Genomic DNA, 16971 nt, shown 5'->3' with positions numbered 1-16971 from the left:
GTAAAATGGCAAAAAGAAATGTAACGGTTCGCATGAAGGCGGATCACGAGTACGAAGCGGTAAATGCTCAAGGCAACATAGTTCAGATCGATATGTATGATCCTGAAGAAAAAAAAGCGCAATCTCCTATGGATATGCTGCTTTCTGCACTGGGATCCTGTGCATCTGTAGATGCTGTCTTGATGATGAAAAAGAAGCGTAAAACGATCACAGACTTCATCGTAGAAGTAGTGGGAGATAGAAGCGAGGGCGTACCGGCATTTTATACAGATATCCATATGAAGTTCATCTTGATTTCTCCAGATGCCAATGAGGAAGAGTTTGCCAAGGTTGTTGCGTTATCTGTGGAGAAATATTGCTCAGTAGCATCTTCTTTGAAGGCTACTATTTCATTTTCATCAGAAGTAAAAACGAAGCAATGAGAGTTGTGCAAGAATTCATTCAGGAAGAAATTCGTATCAGTGTGTTCTCCTGGAACAATAAATATATCATCAAATTTGAATTGGGTCCAATGGAGCAGACGTTCAAACTTTCAGAAATGGATGTGCTCGATGAAGCCGATTTGAAGATTTTTTGGGAAGGAGAGTTTTTCGAAAAAGTGAAATTACGATTTAAAGAAATGGGACAATCATTTCGTGCTGAAGTGGAAAATTTATAATTTCCCAATTAGCACAAACTCCATGAAGTCAACTATCCTTAGAATTTTTCCGATACTCATCTTTTTATGTTCCTGTGAACCTTCTACTAAAACCGGAAGTAATCACAGTTTAGTCATTGATCGGTCAATCATAGTAGAGATTGAATCTGAGCTTGCTCAACTTAACAAGGAGATAATTTCCATGAAGGATCACTTCGAGTTCCTTTTGGCAAATAGAGATAGTTTATTGAGGCAGGCAGAAATAAATAAGTATAGTTTTGAGGGGGGCTTTTCTACGAATACTCCTCAGGATTTCGAGAAGCTGAGTTCGGTGGTTATTTTTGATAGTACCACTGATTTTGAGAAATCCATGGAGAATGTATTGATCACCCACAGCATGGATTCTCTTTTCGTTCAAACTTATGAAAAATACGATATGCTCGCACAGATTTATTACAATACTGTCGATCAGGTGTCCCGTGTTTTTCCAGCCTATGATGCCAAAGCCCTAATGGAACCGAATCTGGATTTGACGCGCTTCAATTTCTTTTACGAAGGAGATTTAGTGCATAATCCCGAAAGAGGTCCGGTGTGGATATCCGAAGTTTATGTAGATCCAGCAGGCAGAGGATGGATTCTTTCATTGGTTCATCCAGTTTTTGAGGAGGGAGAATTGTATGCTGTATTAGGAATAGATATCACAGTGGATGAGCTGATTAATCGCTATTTGGCAAAGAAGAAAGGTGATTTTTTAATAGTCAATAGTAAAGGGGATATCGTAGGGGGAAATGCTGCTGCGATAGAAGCATTGAGTTTTCCGCCTTTGTTAAATCATGTATATAGAGAAACGATTCATGCAGATAACTTTCGTATTTCAGACTTTAATCTATTCAATAGTAAGAATAGTGAGGTTCGCAAGATGGCGCAGTCTTTTATTTTAGATAGGGAAAATCACTATTTTTTTGAAGATGAATTTAGCCCAGGAGCGGCTTATGCAGTTCCTTTTAGTCTTCTTGATTGGTATTTGATAGAAATTGAAATAAGATCCTAATGAAAAAAAGGATTGGAAATCGCAGAGATTTTTGGCTAACGATTATTAGCGGGAGCGGGTTGGTGATCTTGGTGGTCATGTTGGGAGTTAGTTTTTTTATAACTATAACTGATGCGGAAACCAATTCTAGAAAGCGGTTTTTAAGGAAGCAAACGGAGCTTGCGGCCACAGAGATTGAGATCGCTATAGATCGATTTGAAGTCAATGCTGAGGGGGTGATAGATTATCTGGAAGATGAGGATTTGGATGAGGATGACTTTGGGGGTGATTTGACAAAAGTAGTAAAAGAGGTTTTTAACAACTATCCAGGGCTTATTGACACAGTCTGGATAAATCTGCAGGATTCCGTTATTTATTTGACTAGGACTGAAAGAAATGATTTCATTCGGAATGGAGCTCACGAGGGAATTCCTACAAATGGTAGCCGTGATTTTGAATATTTTTCAAATGGTAATGAATTAGGTTTTGAAATTTATTTTTCTTTAAATCCTGTCAAGTTTTCTAAGGATTTTGTTACTCATTATTACCTGCATAAGGAGGGCACTAAGCTTCTGATGTTAGGTGAGGAGTTAAGGAATTTAGATCAAGGACAGCAGGGAAGGTCCATAATAGAAATTGATGACCTTTCTTTTCAGCAAATCCAAAGTGATGTTGCTATTGGAGTAATAGGGCTTTATGAAATTGATTGGAAGAAAGGACCAACTTCTGGGTCTGGAGTTCTGGTGCAATACCCATTTGACTTTGGGGATTTTTATGAAAATGCAGCGCTCTTATTTATGATTGAATCAGAGTCAGTCACCAGCGGGATTTACAGTACCTATCTGTTATTATTCTCAGGCTTCGTTTTTTTGCTCATAGGAACTGTGATATTCTTTACGCTTTCATTAAAGAATAGATTGGAGTCGCAAAAGCTACTTGAAGAAAGTGCAGAGGAAATTTCAGAGTTATTCGACCAGCAAAACATCCTGTTAAAGGAACTTCGGGGTTTTGTCTTTTTCCATAATTTCAAAGGAGAAATTACTAGAGTCAGTGATGAAGTGGAGGAAATATTGGGTCATCCCAAATCAGAGTTTTTAGAGGCATTTAGAGGTGAAGAAGGGCATATGGATGCCTTGAATGTAAAGAGTTTGGTGAAAGAAGCGCTAAGTCAGTATAAGTCTTTCATAGATTTGGAATATGATTTCGAAAAACCTGATGGCTTAAAAGTCAGACTTAGAATTTTCGAAAAATTAGTCTTCGATGAGGTGGGAAGATTTAATGGAGGACTTGGTATTTGTACAGATATCACTGCTCAATTTCAAATTAATCAGGAATTGATAGAAAGTGGAAAACGCCTTCAAAATCTGATCGATAATATACCCGATATCATATTTACTTATGATAATAATGGAATAGTTCTGGAGGCTCATGTTAAGGATCAAAAATTTCTGAAATCAAGATCTGACGCAGCAATAGGAGTCTCTCTTTTTGATTTGGTTCCGATTGAACAACGGGAACAAACGCAATTTGCTTTTAATCTGGCGAGAAAAACAGAGCAAATCCAGACGGTCGATTTAAAACTCAGGGATGGTGAAGATAATCAATACTTTGAGGTGCGTTTTTTCCCATTGGATACTAAGCGGATGATGTCCATTTCCAAAGACATCACCAGTCAACGTATCTGGGAAAAAGGCCTTGTGGAAGCCATGAATGCTGCTGATCAGGCAAGCAGAGCCAAGTCTGAATTCCTAGCCAATATGAGTCATGAGATAAGAACACCCATGAATGGCCTTCTGGGGATTATTGACTTGTTGGATCAAACTACGCTTGATGCTGAGCAGCTTCAATACCTTGATATCATCAAAAACTCAGGCAATTCATTATTGAATATCATCAAGGACATCCTTGATTATTCGAAAATCGAAGCGGGTAAAATTGAAATCAACTCTACGGTCTTTTGCCCTGCTGATGAGTTGGAAAAGCAGGTGAATATTTTTTATGGCTTAGCCCAGAAAAAAGGAGTGATTTTGACTACCATCTACGAACCAGAGACCAAAGAGCTGATGGAAGGTGATGTGGAAAAAATCAATCAAGTGATTCTGAATCTTGTGGGTAACGCAGTGAAGTTTACTCCGAAGGGTGGTACGGTGAAGGTGAACCTTGAAATTGAAAACATTTCTGGAGAAATTAATTACCTAAAGTGCAGCGTCAAGGATAGTGGAATTGGTATTCCGGCAGAGGAAATACCAAGACTCACGGATCCTTTTTATCAAGTAGAAAGTTCAAGTTCCAGAAGTTATCAAGGTTCTGGATTGGGTTTAGCTATTGCTAAGAAGATTGTTGAATTGATGGGGGGAGAATTGTCCATTAGCAGTGAGCAAGGCAAGGGAGCTCTTTTCGCCTTTTCAGTTATATTGAAAAAGGCCCCCATAATTTTCTCAGAAAATCCCATTAGTGAAATGCCCAAGCGGAGGAATTGGAATGGAATGGCAAGGGAATACCCTATGAGAATTATTTTGGCAGAGGATAATGACCTAAACCTTCAGCTGATGACTTTGATTCTTGAGCAGTTGGGCTATGATTTTGAAGTAGCCAAAAATGGGCAAGAAGCATTGGATATGGTCCAGCAGAAGGAGTTTGATATTATCCTGATGGATGTCCAAATGCCCGTCCTAAATGGACTGGAAGCTGCAAAGGAAATCAGGAAGTTAGAAGGAAAGGAGAAGATTTTCATTGTTGGTTTGTCCGCCAATGTCTTTGAAGAAGATCAGAAAAAAGCAGTTGATGCTGGCATGGATGATTATCTCACTAAGCCAATTCGATTAGTGGCACTGGCCGAAAAGATAAAGGAATATTCATTGAAGAGGAGTTCCAGTGAAATGACATGAGTGAGCTTTTAAGATTTGAGCTTCACTACGCGAAGAAAATAGAATTCTAGGCGTGGAATGGGTGAGGTAAAAAGTGATAGGATTACTAATGCGGTTAATTCTTAAACAAAAAAGCCGGTTGTGAAACCGGCTTTAAATTTAAATAGGAGTATTGATGTCAAATGCTTCCAGATAATCTGAAACTCGCTTGACAAATTTTCCACCAAGTGAACCATCAACGACTCTGTGGTCATAGGAGTGAGATAGGAACATTTTGTGTCTTATTGCGATCACATCACCTGTAGGAGTTTCTATCACCGCTGGTTTTTTTACAATAGCTCCCACAGCCATTATCGCTACCTGAGGCTGAGGAATGATAGGCGTTCCCATTACATTTCCAAATGAACCTACATTAGAAACGGTGTAGGTGCCACCTGCCAAATGATCTGGAGTTAATTTGTTGTTTCTGGCGAGATTAGCCAGTTCATTCACTTTCTTAGAGATCCCAACCAAATTTAACTGATCCGCATTTCGGATAATGGGAACTATCAGATTTCCGCTAGGCAATGCTACTGCCATCCCAACATTGATATCCTTTTTTCTAATGATTCTATCTCCATCCACAGAGATATTGATCATTGGGAAATCCCGAATGGCTTTTGCAACAGCTTCAATAAAGAATGGAGTGTAGGTGATGGATTCACCATACTTGACTTTGTAATCATGCTTATGACGCTCTCTCCACAAGACGATATTAGTCATATCTGCTTCTACGAACGAAGTAACATGAGCCGAAATTCTTTTCGACTCTATCATGCGCTGAGCAATCATTTTACGCATACGATCCATTTCTATGATCTCATCTTCGCCAGAAATACTTACAGGTATTTTTGGGGCAGAAACTGAAGAAATTGGACTTAATGGTTTGGCAGCAGCAGTTCTTGAAGCTATGTAATTGAGCATATCCTGCTTCGTTACTCTGGAATCTTTGCCAGTTCCAGAAACTTTGTCAAGCTCAGCTTTGGTTATTCCTTCTTCCTTTGCCATGCTTTGCACTAAGGGAGAATAGAATCTGTCATTTCCAGAATTACTTGATTCGGAAATCTCTGCTGAATTCAAAATTGCATCTGTATTTGCTGGTGCTGAAGAGACTAGGTCCTCTTTCTTGGTATCTACTTTTGGTTCTTTAGCGGCAGAGCTATTTTCTTCACCTGCAGTTTCTATAATTGCGATAGGAGCGCCCACCGCTATTACGTCACCTTCTTTTGCAAGAATTTGCTTCAATATACCCGCATGTGTGGAAGGGACTTCTGTGTCTACCTTATCCGTAGCTACCTCTAGCACCGACTCATCCTGTTCGATCGTGTCACCCACATTTTTCAGCCAGGTCAGCACTGTACCTTCTATGATACTCTCGCCCATTTTGGGCATCAGCATTTCTACAATTGCCATGGTTATGATTTAATAATTTATTGGGTTTATATACAAGTTTTAAAATTAAATTTTAAAAAACTCTATCCCAAACCTTTCAATAGAAATTTTATTTGTTATTTCTCTAAAATACAAATTCGAAGTAAATTCAAAACTGCGACTCCCGTCAGTTGAATATTAAGTATTCTATCCTGAGTCAGCTGAAGCTTCTTTGTTTCGATAAAGCCTTCTCCAGCACAAGCTATCCAAACTGTGCCCACAGGTTTTTCTTCAGTTCCTCCTTTTGGGCCGGCTACTCCGCTACTTGCCAAACCGAAATCTGATTTGAATAATTCGAGAACGCCAGTTGCCATTTCCTTCACTGTTTCTTCACTTACAGCTCCAAATGATTTCAAAGTTTCATTTTTCACATGAAGAATTTCTTCTTTGTACTGGTTATGATAGGGTATTACTGCCCCTTGAAAATACGAACTACTGCCCGAAATACTGGTAATCAGATGAGAAATGTAACCCCCAGAACAGCTTTCGGCTAAAGCCACTGTTTTCTTATTTACAGACAAAAGCTTGCCGATGGCTGTTTCCAAAGACTCCGAATCATAGCCATACACGTATTTTTCTATACTCGGCAAAACCAGATCAATTTGCTTTTGGATGTCATTTTCGATTTCAGTTTTATCAGTTCCAAAACCTGTAAGTCGAAGTTTGACGTGGCCTAAAGATGGTAAATATGCCAATCGAATCGTTGAAGGAAGTGCATTTTCCCATTCTCTGATCAAATCTGCCAGCCAGCTTTCACCTATACCAACCGTTTTGACCATTCGATGAACGATGATAGGAAGAGGAAAAAGAGTTGGGAGCTTTGGCAAGACAAAGTCCGTCATTAGCTTTTTCATCTCATGCGGCACTCCAGGCATAGACATCCAGTAAGTTCCGTTCCGCTCAAACCACATTCCCGGAGCTGTACCCACCTTATTTGGTACATAAGTGCAGCATGAAGGAAGGTGACCTTGAAGTATGTTAAGTGGGGTCATTTCTCTTCCCCGCTTTTTGAAAAATTCAGTGACAGCTTCTACGGCAGCGGGATTTTCGACGATAGGACAGTCAAAGTATTCTGCCATCAGCGGCTTGGTAAGGTCGTCCCGTGTAGGGCCAAGTCCACCAGTGATCAAAATAATGTCTGCTCTAGCTTCCGCCGAGGCGAAAGCAGCAAGAATATCCTTTCTATCATCGCCAACGGTGGTCTTCCGTACTACTTTCACACCCATTAGGTCGAGTTCTTGGCTGATCCAATGACTGTTGGTATCGACTATTTGTCCATAGAGCAACTCATCTCCTATGGCAATTATCTCTGCTCTGACTACTTTCATCTGTTTATTTCTGATTTTTTATGGTCAGATAGCCTGTCCCGAACGTGTTTCGGGAGAATCTCGCAAAGCTGATATTCATCCCTCTGTGTGACGCTTCAGTAATGCTCGATTTCATGTGGTTATCTTACTTCTGATTTACGAAGTATCTGTGTGAAAATTGTTGGGACAAATCGTTTTAAATAAATCCCTAAGGTTTCTTTTCCTCCGATATAAACTTCTTCCTTTTTGTGTTTGAGGGCGTTGAAAATGTCCTTTGCGCAATCTTCCGCACTCATTCCATTTTCCTGAGCTTTGTCCATTTCATTGAGTGGGGTGCCATCAGCTGTCAAAGCATTTTTGGACACATCAGTTTTGATAAAACCAGGACAAATCATCGTCACAGCTATATTATCCTCGAAATGCTCTAATCTCAGGGATTCAAAAAAGCCGTGAAGCGCGTGTTTGGCAGCGGCATAGCTTGATCGATAAGGAGAACCAAATTTCCCGACCAACGATGAAATCACACCAAATTGCCCTGATTTTCTAGCGATGAAATGGGGGAGAAGTGCCTTAGTAAGTGCCACCGTCCCAAAGAAATTCACTTCCATCAGCTTGCGATCCACCTCAATCGGAGTCTCTCGAATCAGAGATCGCTGACTGATTCCACCATTGTGAAGCATTATATCAATATGTCCGAAGGCGGCAATTGCTTGTTTTGTTTTTTCTTCGAAAGAAGCCTGGTTTATCAGATCGAGTGGGAGAACTTTACAATTTTGTGGATTAGCACTAGAGGATTTGACTTTTTCCAGAGCTTCTAGATTCCTAGCCGAAAGTATGACCTGAAACCCTTCCTTCACAAATTTATAAGCAGAAGCTTCACCGATTCCTGATGAGGCCCCAGTGATCCAAATTACTTTTTTAGACATGCTGCTTGTGGATTCTTTCGTAATTGACGTAAGTAAAAGCGTATTGATGACGCTCATCTGCGGGATGATGTTCGCTTAAGGTAACCTTCCAATTTTCTTTATTGAATTCAGGAAAATAAGTATCTCCTTCAGGTGAAGCTTTCACTTCAGTGAGGATTAGCTCATCTGCCAAAAACAGCGTTTGGCGGTATATCTCACCTCCTCCTATCACGTATAGTTGATTTACGCCCTTATTCTGGCAGAAAGCAAATGCCTCTTCCACACTTTCAAACACGTAGTGTCCCTCAGGAACTTGGTATTCTTTATTTCTGGTGATTACAATATGCGTTCGGTTAGGAAGGGGCTTTCCCAAAGATTCAAATGTCTTTCGCCCCATCAAAATATAATTGTCAGATGTAATTCTCTTAAATCGTTTGAAATCATCGGGTAATCTCCAAACCAGGTCATTCTCCCGACCGATTACATTGTTGTCAGCCAAAGCGGCTATTAGTGATATCTTCATGCAAAATGCTTCTTGGCATGAAGATAACAGGCCTGGACATTGGAAAAAATAAAATGGAACAGAATTACTTATGTGCGGTCGAATTCATAATGTTAGGATATTCAGCCATGGTTAATGACTTGGGGGCCGACTCCTCTATTTTTGTCACCTTCATATCAACAGTACCAGATTCCTCAGAAGTGTATGTCATTTCCATGAAATTACCTTTTGGCATATTTTTTAAATACTCTGCGTATTTTTCCTGAGCTTTTGAGGTCATCATCGGACTATTACTGCTCCAGAATGATGAATATCCTCCGATTGGCTCTTCGGTAACCCAATAGTACCCTTCACCGTCTTCACTTCTCACGTGATATTCCTCGCAATCGTATCCCAAGATGTCTTTTGTTCTTCCGGTTTTTTCTAAGGTAATGTCATTCAAATTAGTTTCTGCTTGGTCTTCTATTAGTTCATCCACATCGTCTAGATCCATTTTGAAAGCGAAACTGGACTTGTTGCCTTTATTATCAAGAAAGACAATAGAGGCTTGATTCTTAAGGTCAAAAACCATCGTGGTCATAGCTTCAGCATTTTTGGGGTCTACTATTTCCATTCCAGTGTAGTCGGCAGATTTGGATAGGAACGATTTCATTAGAACGGGATCAGCAGATTTTCCTTTTTCATCAGTACTCGTCATCTCAAAAACTATATGTCCAAAAAAATCATATTCATCCTCGGTATCAACAGGTTCGCCCATGCCTGCTAAAACTTTGCCCATGTCTAGCCTTCCATAGGAAGTGCTATCAGAGCTATCACCGTACATATCTGAAAACAACTTTTCTAGCTGCCTCTCAGTCATTTTGTTTGCTTCCTTTTCTACTTTTTGCTGTATGGCTTTCTCGACTCCTCTATTGGCAGCGTTCTGAATTTTTTTGATGAATTGAGCTTCTGCCGAAAAAGATAAAGTGAAGATAAAAACCAAAATGATAAAATGACTAAGGAGATTTTTCATGAGTTCCGTGGTTAAAAATGTGTGTTTCTATAAACTCAAGTTCCTTAAAATCAGGTTAAAAATGAAATATTTCTCACTTTTTTCCATGATGAAAAATCATGAGAATTTAAACCCTCTTAGCAAATCGTCTACTTTCATTCGCTTTTTACCTTCAAGCTGAAGCTCTAAAATCTCCAAAACTCCCTCTCCAGTCTGCAATTTTATGTAGCTTTTATTATCAGTATCTAGCTCCCCGATAGCTTTGCTAGTCTTCTGATTTGGGAGGAAATTCGTCTTGTAAATTTTGCAGATTTTATCATCAAATGTAGTCCATGCAGCTGGGTAAGGAGAAAGACCTCGAACTAGATTGTGAATTGATTCTGCTGATTTACTCCAGTCGATTTCGCAAGTCTCTTTGAAGATCTTAGGCGCATGATGAATCGCTTTGGATTCATCCTGAGAAAATGCTTGAACTTTGTCTTGGGCTATATCTTCTACAGTCTTGAGAACCAGCTTTGAGCCAGTATTCATCAATTTCTCATAGACAGTTCCTAGATCATCCTCATTAAGTATTTCCACCTTTTCCTGATAGATAATACTTCCAGTATCGATTTCATGTCTTAGGAAAAAAGTAGTCACACCTGTTTCTTTTTCTCCATTGATGATGGCCCAGTTGATGGGTGCGGCGCCTCGATAATTCGGTAAAAGTGAAGCATGGAGATTGAAAGTGCCCAAAGGAGGCATATCCCAAACTGACTCGGGAAGCATTCGGAAAGCAACTACAATCTGCAAATCAGCCTTCAGAGCTCGGAGTTCCTCTTGAAATTCCGGCGATTTGAGGTTGGTAGGCTGGAGTATGTTCAAATCCAATTTAAGGGCAGCTTCCTTCACGGGAGAAGGAATTAATTTCTGTCCACGTCCTTTTGGTTTATCAGGAGCAGTGATCACAGCCACGATATTCCAGCCATTTTCCACTAATAATTCCAGCCCAGCCACCGCAAACTCCGGTGTGCCCATATAAATGATTCTAAGATTCTTGTTCATGGTAAGGATAAAATGAGAGTTGAGAATAGAGATAAGAGATTTTCGCACTCAGCTTAAGTCTCAATTATAGATTAAGTATTGCATACGAAGCACTTTGTATTTGTCCAGATCAGCTTCCCAACTTGCTGTGATTTCAGCTTCCGTTTTTCCATCCATGATCATCTTTTTCAGTTGATCCGTACCCGCAAGCGTATTGAAGTAGTTAGTGAAGAAAGCTTGGCCCTTGCCAGATTTTCGGTAGGCGTCCAAGAGATATTCTAAAGTAAACTCATGCGTCATGGACTCACCTCTCAAATCCACTCCATAGCATTTTTTATCCTGAAGCGGGGGATTCTTCGACATACCATCTATGCTGACCGGAGTGAAGGTGAAATCGCCAAATTTTGGATCTGGGTAGCCATAAACCTGGAAAGGAAATTGAGTGCCACGGCCCAACGAAACGATGGTTCCTTCAAAAAAGCATGTACTGGGATAGAGCTTGATGGATAAATCATTCGGTAGATTTGGAGAAGGTTTTACAGGTAAATTGTAGGCTTTCTGATGATCCCAATTTCCTACAGGAATTACTTCCAAATCTACTTTCAATCCGCCTTTTAGCCATTTTTCCCCATTGATCATTTGCGCTAGCTCGCCTACAGTAAGTCCGTGAACTACCGGAATAGGATGCATTCCTACGAAGCTTTCAAATCCTTTTTGAAGGACTGGTCCAGCGATGTAATTTCCATTGGGATTTGGTCTATCAAAAATGATCACCTTCTTGCCATTCTCAGCCGCAGCCTCCATCAGGTAATGCATGGTGCTGATATAGGTGTAAAAACGAACTCCCACGTCCTGTAAGTCAAAAATCAAGATATCCAGATCCTTAATTTGTTCTGGGTTCGGTTTCTTGTTATTCCCATAAAGTGAAATTATAGGCAAACCTGTTTTGGAGTCAACGGTGTTATCCACTTTTTCGCCAGCATCAGCTTGGCCACGAAATCCGTGCTCTGGCACAAACACTTTCTTCACCTGTATGCCTTTTTCCAATAGAAAATCTACGACATGCATGTTATTACTCTGAGTCAAAATGCTGGTTTGGTTCGCAACTATCCCAATTTTCTTTCCCTGAAGTTGATCCAGATAGAGTTCCGGGCGCTCCGCACCCGGCAGAGAAGTGCTTTGTCTGCCCAAGGTGGTGAGTGAATTGACGAGAATTAAGAGCGCTATGCTCAAAAAGTAAATAAAGGGCGAAAGTTTCGTTTGCTTCATGCTATTTTGCGGTCTAATCGAACAAATTAAAGCAGTCCTTTGAACCTTTCCTATTTCATCGCCAAAAGAATCAGTTTTAAGAAAGCTGGGGGATTTTCGGCCACCATACACAAAATCGCAGTAGGAAGTCTCGCCTTGGGCTTGGCCGTGTCGCTCGTTTCCTTTATGGTTTTGGGTGGTTTTCAGAGTACTGTTTCGGAGAAAGTTTACGGTTTTACCGGACATTATCAGGTGCAACGCTTCACCATGAGCAATGCCTTTGAAGAGGCTCCCTTTTCTCTGAACTCCCAATTTAACCAAGCACACCAACTTCTGCCTTTTATTACAAAAGTGCAGGCCTTTGCTCATAAAGCTGCATTAATCAAAGGCGATGAAGAAGTGGAAGGGGTGCTGATGAAAGGTGTGGGGCAGGATTTTGACACGTTGGGCTTCCTCAAGTATGTGATTGATGGCAGAATGCTGCGGATTCCTGATGAAGGAACTAGCAATGAAGTCATGCTTAGCCAGTTGATAGCAAATAAGCTTTTGCTTAAGGTTGGCGATAAAATCACGCTTTATTTTGTGCAAGATCCACCAAGATACCGAAGAGTGGAAGTGGTAGGGATATTTCAAACCTACCTGGAAAACTTTGACGAAAAGATCATCATAGGAGAATTACAGACTATCAGGAATCTGAATGATTGGTCCAAAGATCAAATCGGTGGAATGGAGATCTTTGTAGATGACTTTAACAAAATAGATTCATATACTCCAAAAATAGAGGAGCTTATGGATTATGACCTGAAGTTGATCAGTAGCCAGGATAAGTTCTTGGAGATCTTCGATTGGCTGAAGCTTTTGGATAATAATGTCTATGTATTCATAGGATTGATCGGTTTTGTGGCGATCTTCAATATGGGAGCGATACTCTTTATTTTGATCATGGAGCGCACTCAAATGATCGGTTTGCTTAAAGCACTTGGTTCTACGAATCAACAAATCCGGAGAATCTTCTTCTGGAATGGAATCAATATTCTTCTGCGTGGAATGGTAATAGGAAATGCGCTAGGCCTGGGAATCGGCTTTTTGCAAGATCAATTCAAACTGATTCCTCTTGATGCAGCGAGTTATTACATGAGTTATGTGCCGATTGATTGGAACTGGCCTGCGTTTATCCTGATAAATATAGGAATCACTGTGCTGACGGCAGCTGTTTTGTGGATACCTGTCATGGTGATTTCCAGGGTAGATCCTATTCGGTCAATCCGTTTTGATTAGGCTGATAAGGATTGAAAATACTTTTGATTTTCATTAAAATCACCCCAAACCCCGCTTCTTTAAAAATCCCGGGACTCATTTTTGAAGTCCCTTTGGTTCGGTCTGTGAAGATAATCGGTACTTCCACCAGCTTAAATCCCAGCTTCCAAGTGGTGAATTTCATCTCTATCTGAAAAGCATAACCTACAAATCGAACCTCATCAAGTTTGATCCCGGCAAGTACTGATTTGTGGTAACATTTGAATCCAGCTGTGGCGTCTTTTACAGGCAAACCAGTGATGAATTTTACATACACGCTGGCGAAGTAAGACATCAAAACCCTCCCCATCGGCCAGTTCACCACATTTACTCCAGTAATGTAACGGGAACCGATAGCCAAGTCAAAACTCCTATCAGCGCAAACTTCATAAAGACGGATAAGGTCATTCGGATTGTGGGAAAAATCTGCATCCATTTCGAAGATGAAGTCATAATCTTTCGCCAAAGCCCATTTGAAGCCAGTAATGTAAGCTGTTCCCAAGCCTAATTTGCCCACTCGCTCTATCAAATGAAGTCGCTCAGGAAAGGCTATTTGCTGGCTTTTTACGAGATTTCCTGTGCCATCTGGACTTCCATCGTCAATCACCAAAAGCTCAAACCCTCCTGAGAGATTCATCACAGCATGGATCATCTCCACGATGTTTTCTTTCTCATTGAAAGTAGGGATTAGGACGAGTTTTCGATGGTTCATATTTTGATCAAAAGCCAAAAGTAACCTTAAAGACCGATTTTAGAAGAACGGTCTATGTAAATTTTGGTTAAAGTATAGCTTTGCAAAAAAAAAAAAGCATGAATCAACATATCGCTGTCGTAAGTTACTTTTCTACCGGAGCCTACGACACAAATACCACTGATGAAAATCTAATACTTTCTACTATTCTGGAAGAGCTGAGTATTTCACATCAAATCGTAGCCTGGTCTGACCCAGCGGTAGATTGGTCAAGCTTTAGCTGTTTACTTATCAAATCCACCTGGGACTATTTTGACTATTATGAAGAGTTTAAGGTTTGGATAGGGGAAATGCGAAAACTGGGAATTCCAGTTCTAAATAGCTTGGATACGCTAGAGTGGAATTCATCCAAGCGATATTTATTAGAAATAGAGGCAAAGGGTTTTCCAGTTATTTCTGGACATATTTTGAAAAAAGGATTGAAAGTTTCCTCCTCAGATATTTTTGCTAAAATCTCTTCCGATGTACTAGTGATTAAACCATTAGTAAGCGGAGGTGCCAAAAACACCTTGAAAATTGATAAAAAGGAATGGGGCAACTATGAGTCTCAGGTGCAAGCATTGGTGGATGACGAGGCCTATCTAGTTCAGCCTTTTGTCAAAGAAGTGCAAGATGTAGGCGAATACTCTCTTATTTTTTTCAATGGCAAATTCTCCCATGCTGTACTCAAGACCCCGGCAAATCACGATTTTAGAGTTCAGCACTACTTTGGTGGAACGATAAAACACATCCAACCCTCAATGAAAATGCTTGACTCCTGTCAAAATTTGATGGATAAGTTTGGTGCAGACACACTTTATGCACGGGTAGATGGTGTAGCGTGTGATGGTCAATTCTATCTTATGGAATTGGAAATGATTGAACCTTACTTATTTCTTGATATTTCAAGTGGAGCATTGTCCAATTATAAGAAGGCAATCGCCACCCGTATGGCTTAAGCACCACAGATTTCCAGTTGTGCTTTAGCGTATTCACTACCCTTGTTGGCAGCGGTTTGAATAAATTGACATCCTTCAGAATCCCCCATGGCAGTCATACAAATTCCTTTGTGCGCCATTGCTTCAATATGGTTTGGGTTTTTCTTTAGTACAGCATCAAAATCCTCCATGGCCCATTCTAAATATCCAGCATTCATTAAGGCAAATCCACGGTTATATCGCCCTACAATGTTGTCTGGTTCACGTTTGACATAGGAATTGAATGAAGCAGCACATCCCAATGCATCTCCTTGATACGCGAGAGCCATGCCTGTATAAAAGTAAACTTTGGGATGGTCAGGATTTAATTGACTAGCTAGTCTCAGGAATTCTTCTGCCTTTTGGAATTTCTCAGTCATAAGCATAGTGCGACCTAGAAGATAAATGATGTCGAAATCAGTTGCATCAAGTGTTGCCGCACGAAGAAGGCTCAATTCTGCATTATCGTAGTCCTTTTTTTCGAACAATAACTTTCCCAATCCTGCATAAGCCTGAGCATATTGATTGTCTATGGAGATAATACGTTCGTAATCGGCTTTTGATTTCTGTAGTTCTCCAATCTCTTCATAGCATCTCGCCCGCATATGTAGCGCTTTCACGTCGGTCACGTGGAAAAAGAGGTATTGATTCAGGTTTTCAATAGCATCATCGTATTTATTGTTATTGAAAAGCTGCTCTATGTTTTGAAGGCTACTTGAGCAAGAGCTACTTGTATATACTAATAAAAGTATAGTCAGGATACGTAAAAGTCGTTTCATTACTAAATGAACAAAAAAATAAGGATTAGGAAAAATATTTCTTATGAAATTTTCCTAATCCTTTTATAAATCCATGTTCAAGTATAGAATGATCCTAATCTGCTGAGCCTTAAAGCACTCCTTTGGTACTTGGAAGCTGATTAATGTTTCTTGGATCACGCATTACAGCCATTTTTATAGCTCTTGCCAATGCTTTGAACATTGCTTCGATTTTATGATGCTCATTATCGCCTTCGGCTTTGATATTCAGGTTACACTTAGCGGTATCTGAGAAGGACTTAAAGAAATGATAGAACATCTCGGTTGGCATATCACCAACTTTCTCCCGCTTGAATTCAGCCTCCCAGACGATCCAAGGTCTTCCACCAAAATCTATCGCAACCTGCGCCAACACATCATCCATAGGCAAAAGAAAACCATAGCGATAGATGCCTTTTTTATCTCCCAAAGCCTTCAAATAAGCCTCTCCAAGAGCCAGTGCTGTATCCTCAATCGTATGGTGCTCGTCTATGTGCAAGTCACCATTTACTTTGATTTCTAGATCCGTACTTCCATGTTTGCCGAGTTGCTCCAGCATGTGGTCGAAGAAATGCAAACCTGTTTTGATGTCGCAATGCCCGTTTCCGTCCAGATTTAGCTTAATATAAATGTCTGTCTCTGAAGTCTTACGGCTTACTTCTGCTGATCGGGGAGGCATTTTCAAAAACACGTAAATCTCATCCCAATCTCTGGTGCTCAATGCTGCACTTTCAGTAGGTTCTCCAATAAAGATAGCTTTTGCTCCTAAATTCTCAGCAAGCTTCACGTCTGTCAATCGATCTCCGATTACAAAAGAATTTGCCAAGTCATATTCTTCTGAAAAGTAAGCTGTAAGAAGACCTGTTTCTGGTTTTCTGGTAGGAGCATTTTCGCTTTCAAATGTTTTATCCACATGGATTTCCTTGAAGAAAATATTCTCCTGCTCCAGCGTTTTGAGCATTTTGAATTGTGCGGGCCAGAAGGTGCTTTCGGGAAAAGAATCCGTACCCAAACCATCCTGATTTGTCACCATCACCAACTCAAAATCAGTCTCCTCGGCGATTTTTCTAAGATTGGAAATAGCCTTCGGCAAAAACTCTAACTTCTCTAAGCTATCTACCTGAAAGTCAGTTGGTGGTTCTTTGATGATTGTGCCATCTCGATCTATAAAAAGTACTCTCTTTTTCATGG

At 40.3% G+C, this 16971-nt stretch carries 16 protein-coding genes; 6 read left to right on the top strand and 10 right to left on the bottom strand.

The window, feature by feature from the left end:
• Positions 1-5: 5 nt before the first annotated feature.
• Genes BVH04_RS13595 through BVH04_RS13580 form a run of 4 tightly spaced genes read left to right on the top strand, consistent with a single transcriptional unit; the run spans position 6 to position 4555 of the window.
• Positions 6-422 carry an OsmC family protein gene (locus BVH04_RS13595; RefSeq protein WP_086542020.1) on the top strand — a complete coding sequence of 139 codons (417 nt, stop codon included), beginning with the start codon at positions 6-8 and terminating at the stop codon, positions 420-422.
• Positions 419-658, top strand: a complete 240-nt coding sequence (locus tag BVH04_RS13590; RefSeq protein WP_086542019.1) for a hypothetical protein — start codon at positions 419-421, stop codon at positions 656-658. The genes BVH04_RS13595 and BVH04_RS13590 overlap by 4 nt, the downstream gene beginning before the upstream one ends.
• Positions 659-680: 22 nt before the next feature.
• Complete coding sequence (locus tag BVH04_RS13585) at positions 681-1688, top strand: hypothetical protein (RefSeq protein WP_086542018.1); 1008 nt, start codon at positions 681-683, stop codon at positions 1686-1688.
• Positions 1688-4555 (top strand): PAS domain-containing hybrid sensor histidine kinase/response regulator, encoded by a 2868-nt coding sequence (locus BVH04_RS13580; protein ID WP_086542017.1) that lies wholly within the window; start codon positions 1688-1690, stop codon positions 4553-4555. Before BVH04_RS13585 ends, BVH04_RS13580 begins: the two co-directional genes overlap by 1 nt.
• A gap of 138 nt (positions 4556-4693) precedes the next feature.
• Here BVH04_RS13580 and BVH04_RS13575 read toward each other — a convergent pair whose 3' ends face one another.
• The 7 genes from BVH04_RS13575 to BVH04_RS13545 form a co-directional block, all read right to left on the bottom strand.
• Positions 4694-5986: a dihydrolipoamide acetyltransferase family protein gene (locus BVH04_RS13575; protein ID WP_086542016.1), complete on the bottom strand. Its 1293-nt coding sequence runs from the start codon at positions 5984-5986 to the stop codon at positions 4694-4696.
• Positions 5987-6081: 95 nt separating this feature from the next.
• Entirely contained in the window at positions 6082-7332 is a 1251-nt protein-coding gene (locus BVH04_RS13570; RefSeq protein ID WP_086542015.1) for a competence/damage-inducible protein A, read from the bottom strand.
• Positions 7333-7451: 119 nt separating this feature from the next.
• Positions 7452-8237, bottom strand: coding sequence for an SDR family oxidoreductase (locus BVH04_RS13565; protein ID WP_086542014.1), 786 nt, complete (start codon positions 8235-8237; stop codon positions 7452-7454).
• Complete coding sequence (locus tag BVH04_RS13560) at positions 8230-8739, bottom strand: dihydrofolate reductase (protein WP_086542013.1); 510 nt, start codon at positions 8737-8739, stop codon at positions 8230-8232. Before BVH04_RS13560 ends, BVH04_RS13565 begins: the two co-directional genes overlap by 8 nt.
• Before the next feature lie 64 nt (positions 8740-8803).
• A complete protein-coding gene (locus tag BVH04_RS13555; RefSeq protein WP_086542012.1) occupies positions 8804-9730 on the bottom strand; it encodes a DUF4412 domain-containing protein in 927 nt (308 codons plus the stop codon).
• Positions 9731-9826: 96 nt separating this feature from the next.
• Complete coding sequence (fmt, locus tag BVH04_RS13550; RefSeq protein ID WP_086542011.1) at positions 9827-10753, bottom strand: methionyl-tRNA formyltransferase; 927 nt, start codon at positions 10751-10753, stop codon at positions 9827-9829.
• 60 nt (positions 10754-10813) lie between these two features.
• The gene (locus BVH04_RS13545) at positions 10814-12001 is read right to left on the bottom strand and encodes an exo-beta-N-acetylmuramidase NamZ family protein (RefSeq protein ID WP_086542010.1); all 1188 of its coding nucleotides are present in this window, start codon (positions 11999-12001) and stop codon (positions 10814-10816) included.
• A gap of 39 nt (positions 12002-12040) precedes the next feature.
• Here BVH04_RS13545 and BVH04_RS13540 point away from each other — a divergent pair, with 39 nt between their 5' ends.
• Positions 12041-13258 carry an ABC transporter permease gene (locus tag BVH04_RS13540; RefSeq protein WP_086542009.1) on the top strand — a complete coding sequence of 406 codons (1218 nt, stop codon included), beginning with the start codon at positions 12041-12043 and terminating at the stop codon, positions 13256-13258.
• On the opposite strand, the gene BVH04_RS13535 is transcribed toward BVH04_RS13540, so the two are convergent.
• Positions 13233-13988: a polyprenol monophosphomannose synthase gene (locus BVH04_RS13535; protein WP_086542008.1), complete on the bottom strand. Its 756-nt coding sequence runs from the start codon at positions 13986-13988 to the stop codon at positions 13233-13235. The two genes, BVH04_RS13540 and BVH04_RS13535, sit on opposite strands and share 26 nt — an antisense overlap.
• Before the next feature lie 98 nt (positions 13989-14086).
• On the opposite strand from BVH04_RS13535, the gene BVH04_RS13530 reads away from it, so the two are divergent.
• Positions 14087-14965: an ATP-grasp domain-containing protein gene (locus BVH04_RS13530; protein WP_086542007.1), complete on the top strand. Its 879-nt coding sequence runs from the start codon at positions 14087-14089 to the stop codon at positions 14963-14965.
• Here BVH04_RS13530 and BVH04_RS13525 read toward each other — a convergent pair.
• Both BVH04_RS13525 and hisB read right to left on the bottom strand, forming a co-directional pair.
• Positions 14962-15762, bottom strand: coding sequence for a tetratricopeptide repeat protein (locus BVH04_RS13525; protein ID WP_086542006.1), 801 nt, complete (start codon positions 15760-15762; stop codon positions 14962-14964). The two genes, BVH04_RS13530 and BVH04_RS13525, sit on opposite strands and share 4 nt — an antisense overlap.
• A 109-nt stretch (positions 15763-15871) precedes the next feature.
• Complete coding sequence (hisB, locus tag BVH04_RS13520) at positions 15872-16969, bottom strand: bifunctional histidinol-phosphatase/imidazoleglycerol-phosphate dehydratase HisB (RefSeq protein ID WP_086542005.1); 1098 nt, start codon at positions 16967-16969, stop codon at positions 15872-15874.
• Positions 16970-16971: the final 2 nt, after the last annotated feature.

Origin of the sequence: Algoriphagus antarcticus (genome assembly GCF_002150685.1) — a bacterium.
Lineage (GTDB): Bacteria > Bacteroidota > Bacteroidia > Cytophagales > Cyclobacteriaceae > Algoriphagus > Algoriphagus antarcticus.
Note: the sequence above shows the minus strand (reverse complement) of the source record. Positions and strands in the feature narration are given on the sequence as shown.

Coding starts and splice junctions, on each gene's coding strand:
- BVH04_RS13595 (WP_086542020.1), top strand. CDS start 6: ATGGCAAAAAGAAATGTAACGGTTCGCATGAAGGCGGATCACGAGTAC.
- BVH04_RS13590 (WP_086542019.1), top strand. CDS start 419: ATGAGAGTTGTGCAAGAATTCATTCAGGAAGAAATTCGTATCAGTGTG.
- BVH04_RS13585 (WP_086542018.1), top strand. CDS start 681: ATGAAGTCAACTATCCTTAGAATTTTTCCGATACTCATCTTTTTATGT.
- BVH04_RS13580 (WP_086542017.1), top strand. CDS start 1,688: ATGAAAAAAAGGATTGGAAATCGCAGAGATTTTTGGCTAACGATTATT.
- BVH04_RS13575 (WP_086542016.1), bottom strand. CDS start 5,986: ATGGCAATTGTAGAAATGCTGATGCCCAAAATGGGCGAGAGTATCATA.
- BVH04_RS13570 (WP_086542015.1), bottom strand. CDS start 7,332: ATGAAAGTAGTCAGAGCAGAGATAATTGCCATAGGAGATGAGTTGCTC.
- BVH04_RS13565 (WP_086542014.1), bottom strand. CDS start 8,237: ATGTCTAAAAAAGTAATTTGGATCACTGGGGCCTCATCAGGAATCGGT.
- BVH04_RS13560 (WP_086542013.1), bottom strand. CDS start 8,739: ATGAAGATATCACTAATAGCCGCTTTGGCTGACAACAATGTAATCGGT.
- BVH04_RS13555 (WP_086542012.1), bottom strand. CDS start 9,730: ATGAAAAATCTCCTTAGTCATTTTATCATTTTGGTTTTTATCTTCACT.
- fmt (WP_086542011.1), bottom strand. CDS start 10,753: ATGAACAAGAATCTTAGAATCATTTATATGGGCACACCGGAGTTTGCG.
- BVH04_RS13545 (WP_086542010.1), bottom strand. CDS start 12,001: ATGAAGCAAACGAAACTTTCGCCCTTTATTTACTTTTTGAGCATAGCG.
- BVH04_RS13535 (WP_086542008.1), bottom strand. CDS start 13,988: ATGAACCATCGAAAACTCGTCCTAATCCCTACTTTCAATGAGAAAGAA.
- BVH04_RS13530 (WP_086542007.1), top strand. CDS start 14,087: ATGAATCAACATATCGCTGTCGTAAGTTACTTTTCTACCGGAGCCTAC.
- BVH04_RS13525 (WP_086542006.1), bottom strand. CDS start 15,762: ATGAAACGACTTTTACGTATCCTGACTATACTTTTATTAGTATATACA.
- hisB (WP_086542005.1), bottom strand. CDS start 16,969: ATGAAAAAGAGAGTACTTTTTATAGATCGAGATGGCACAATCATCAAA.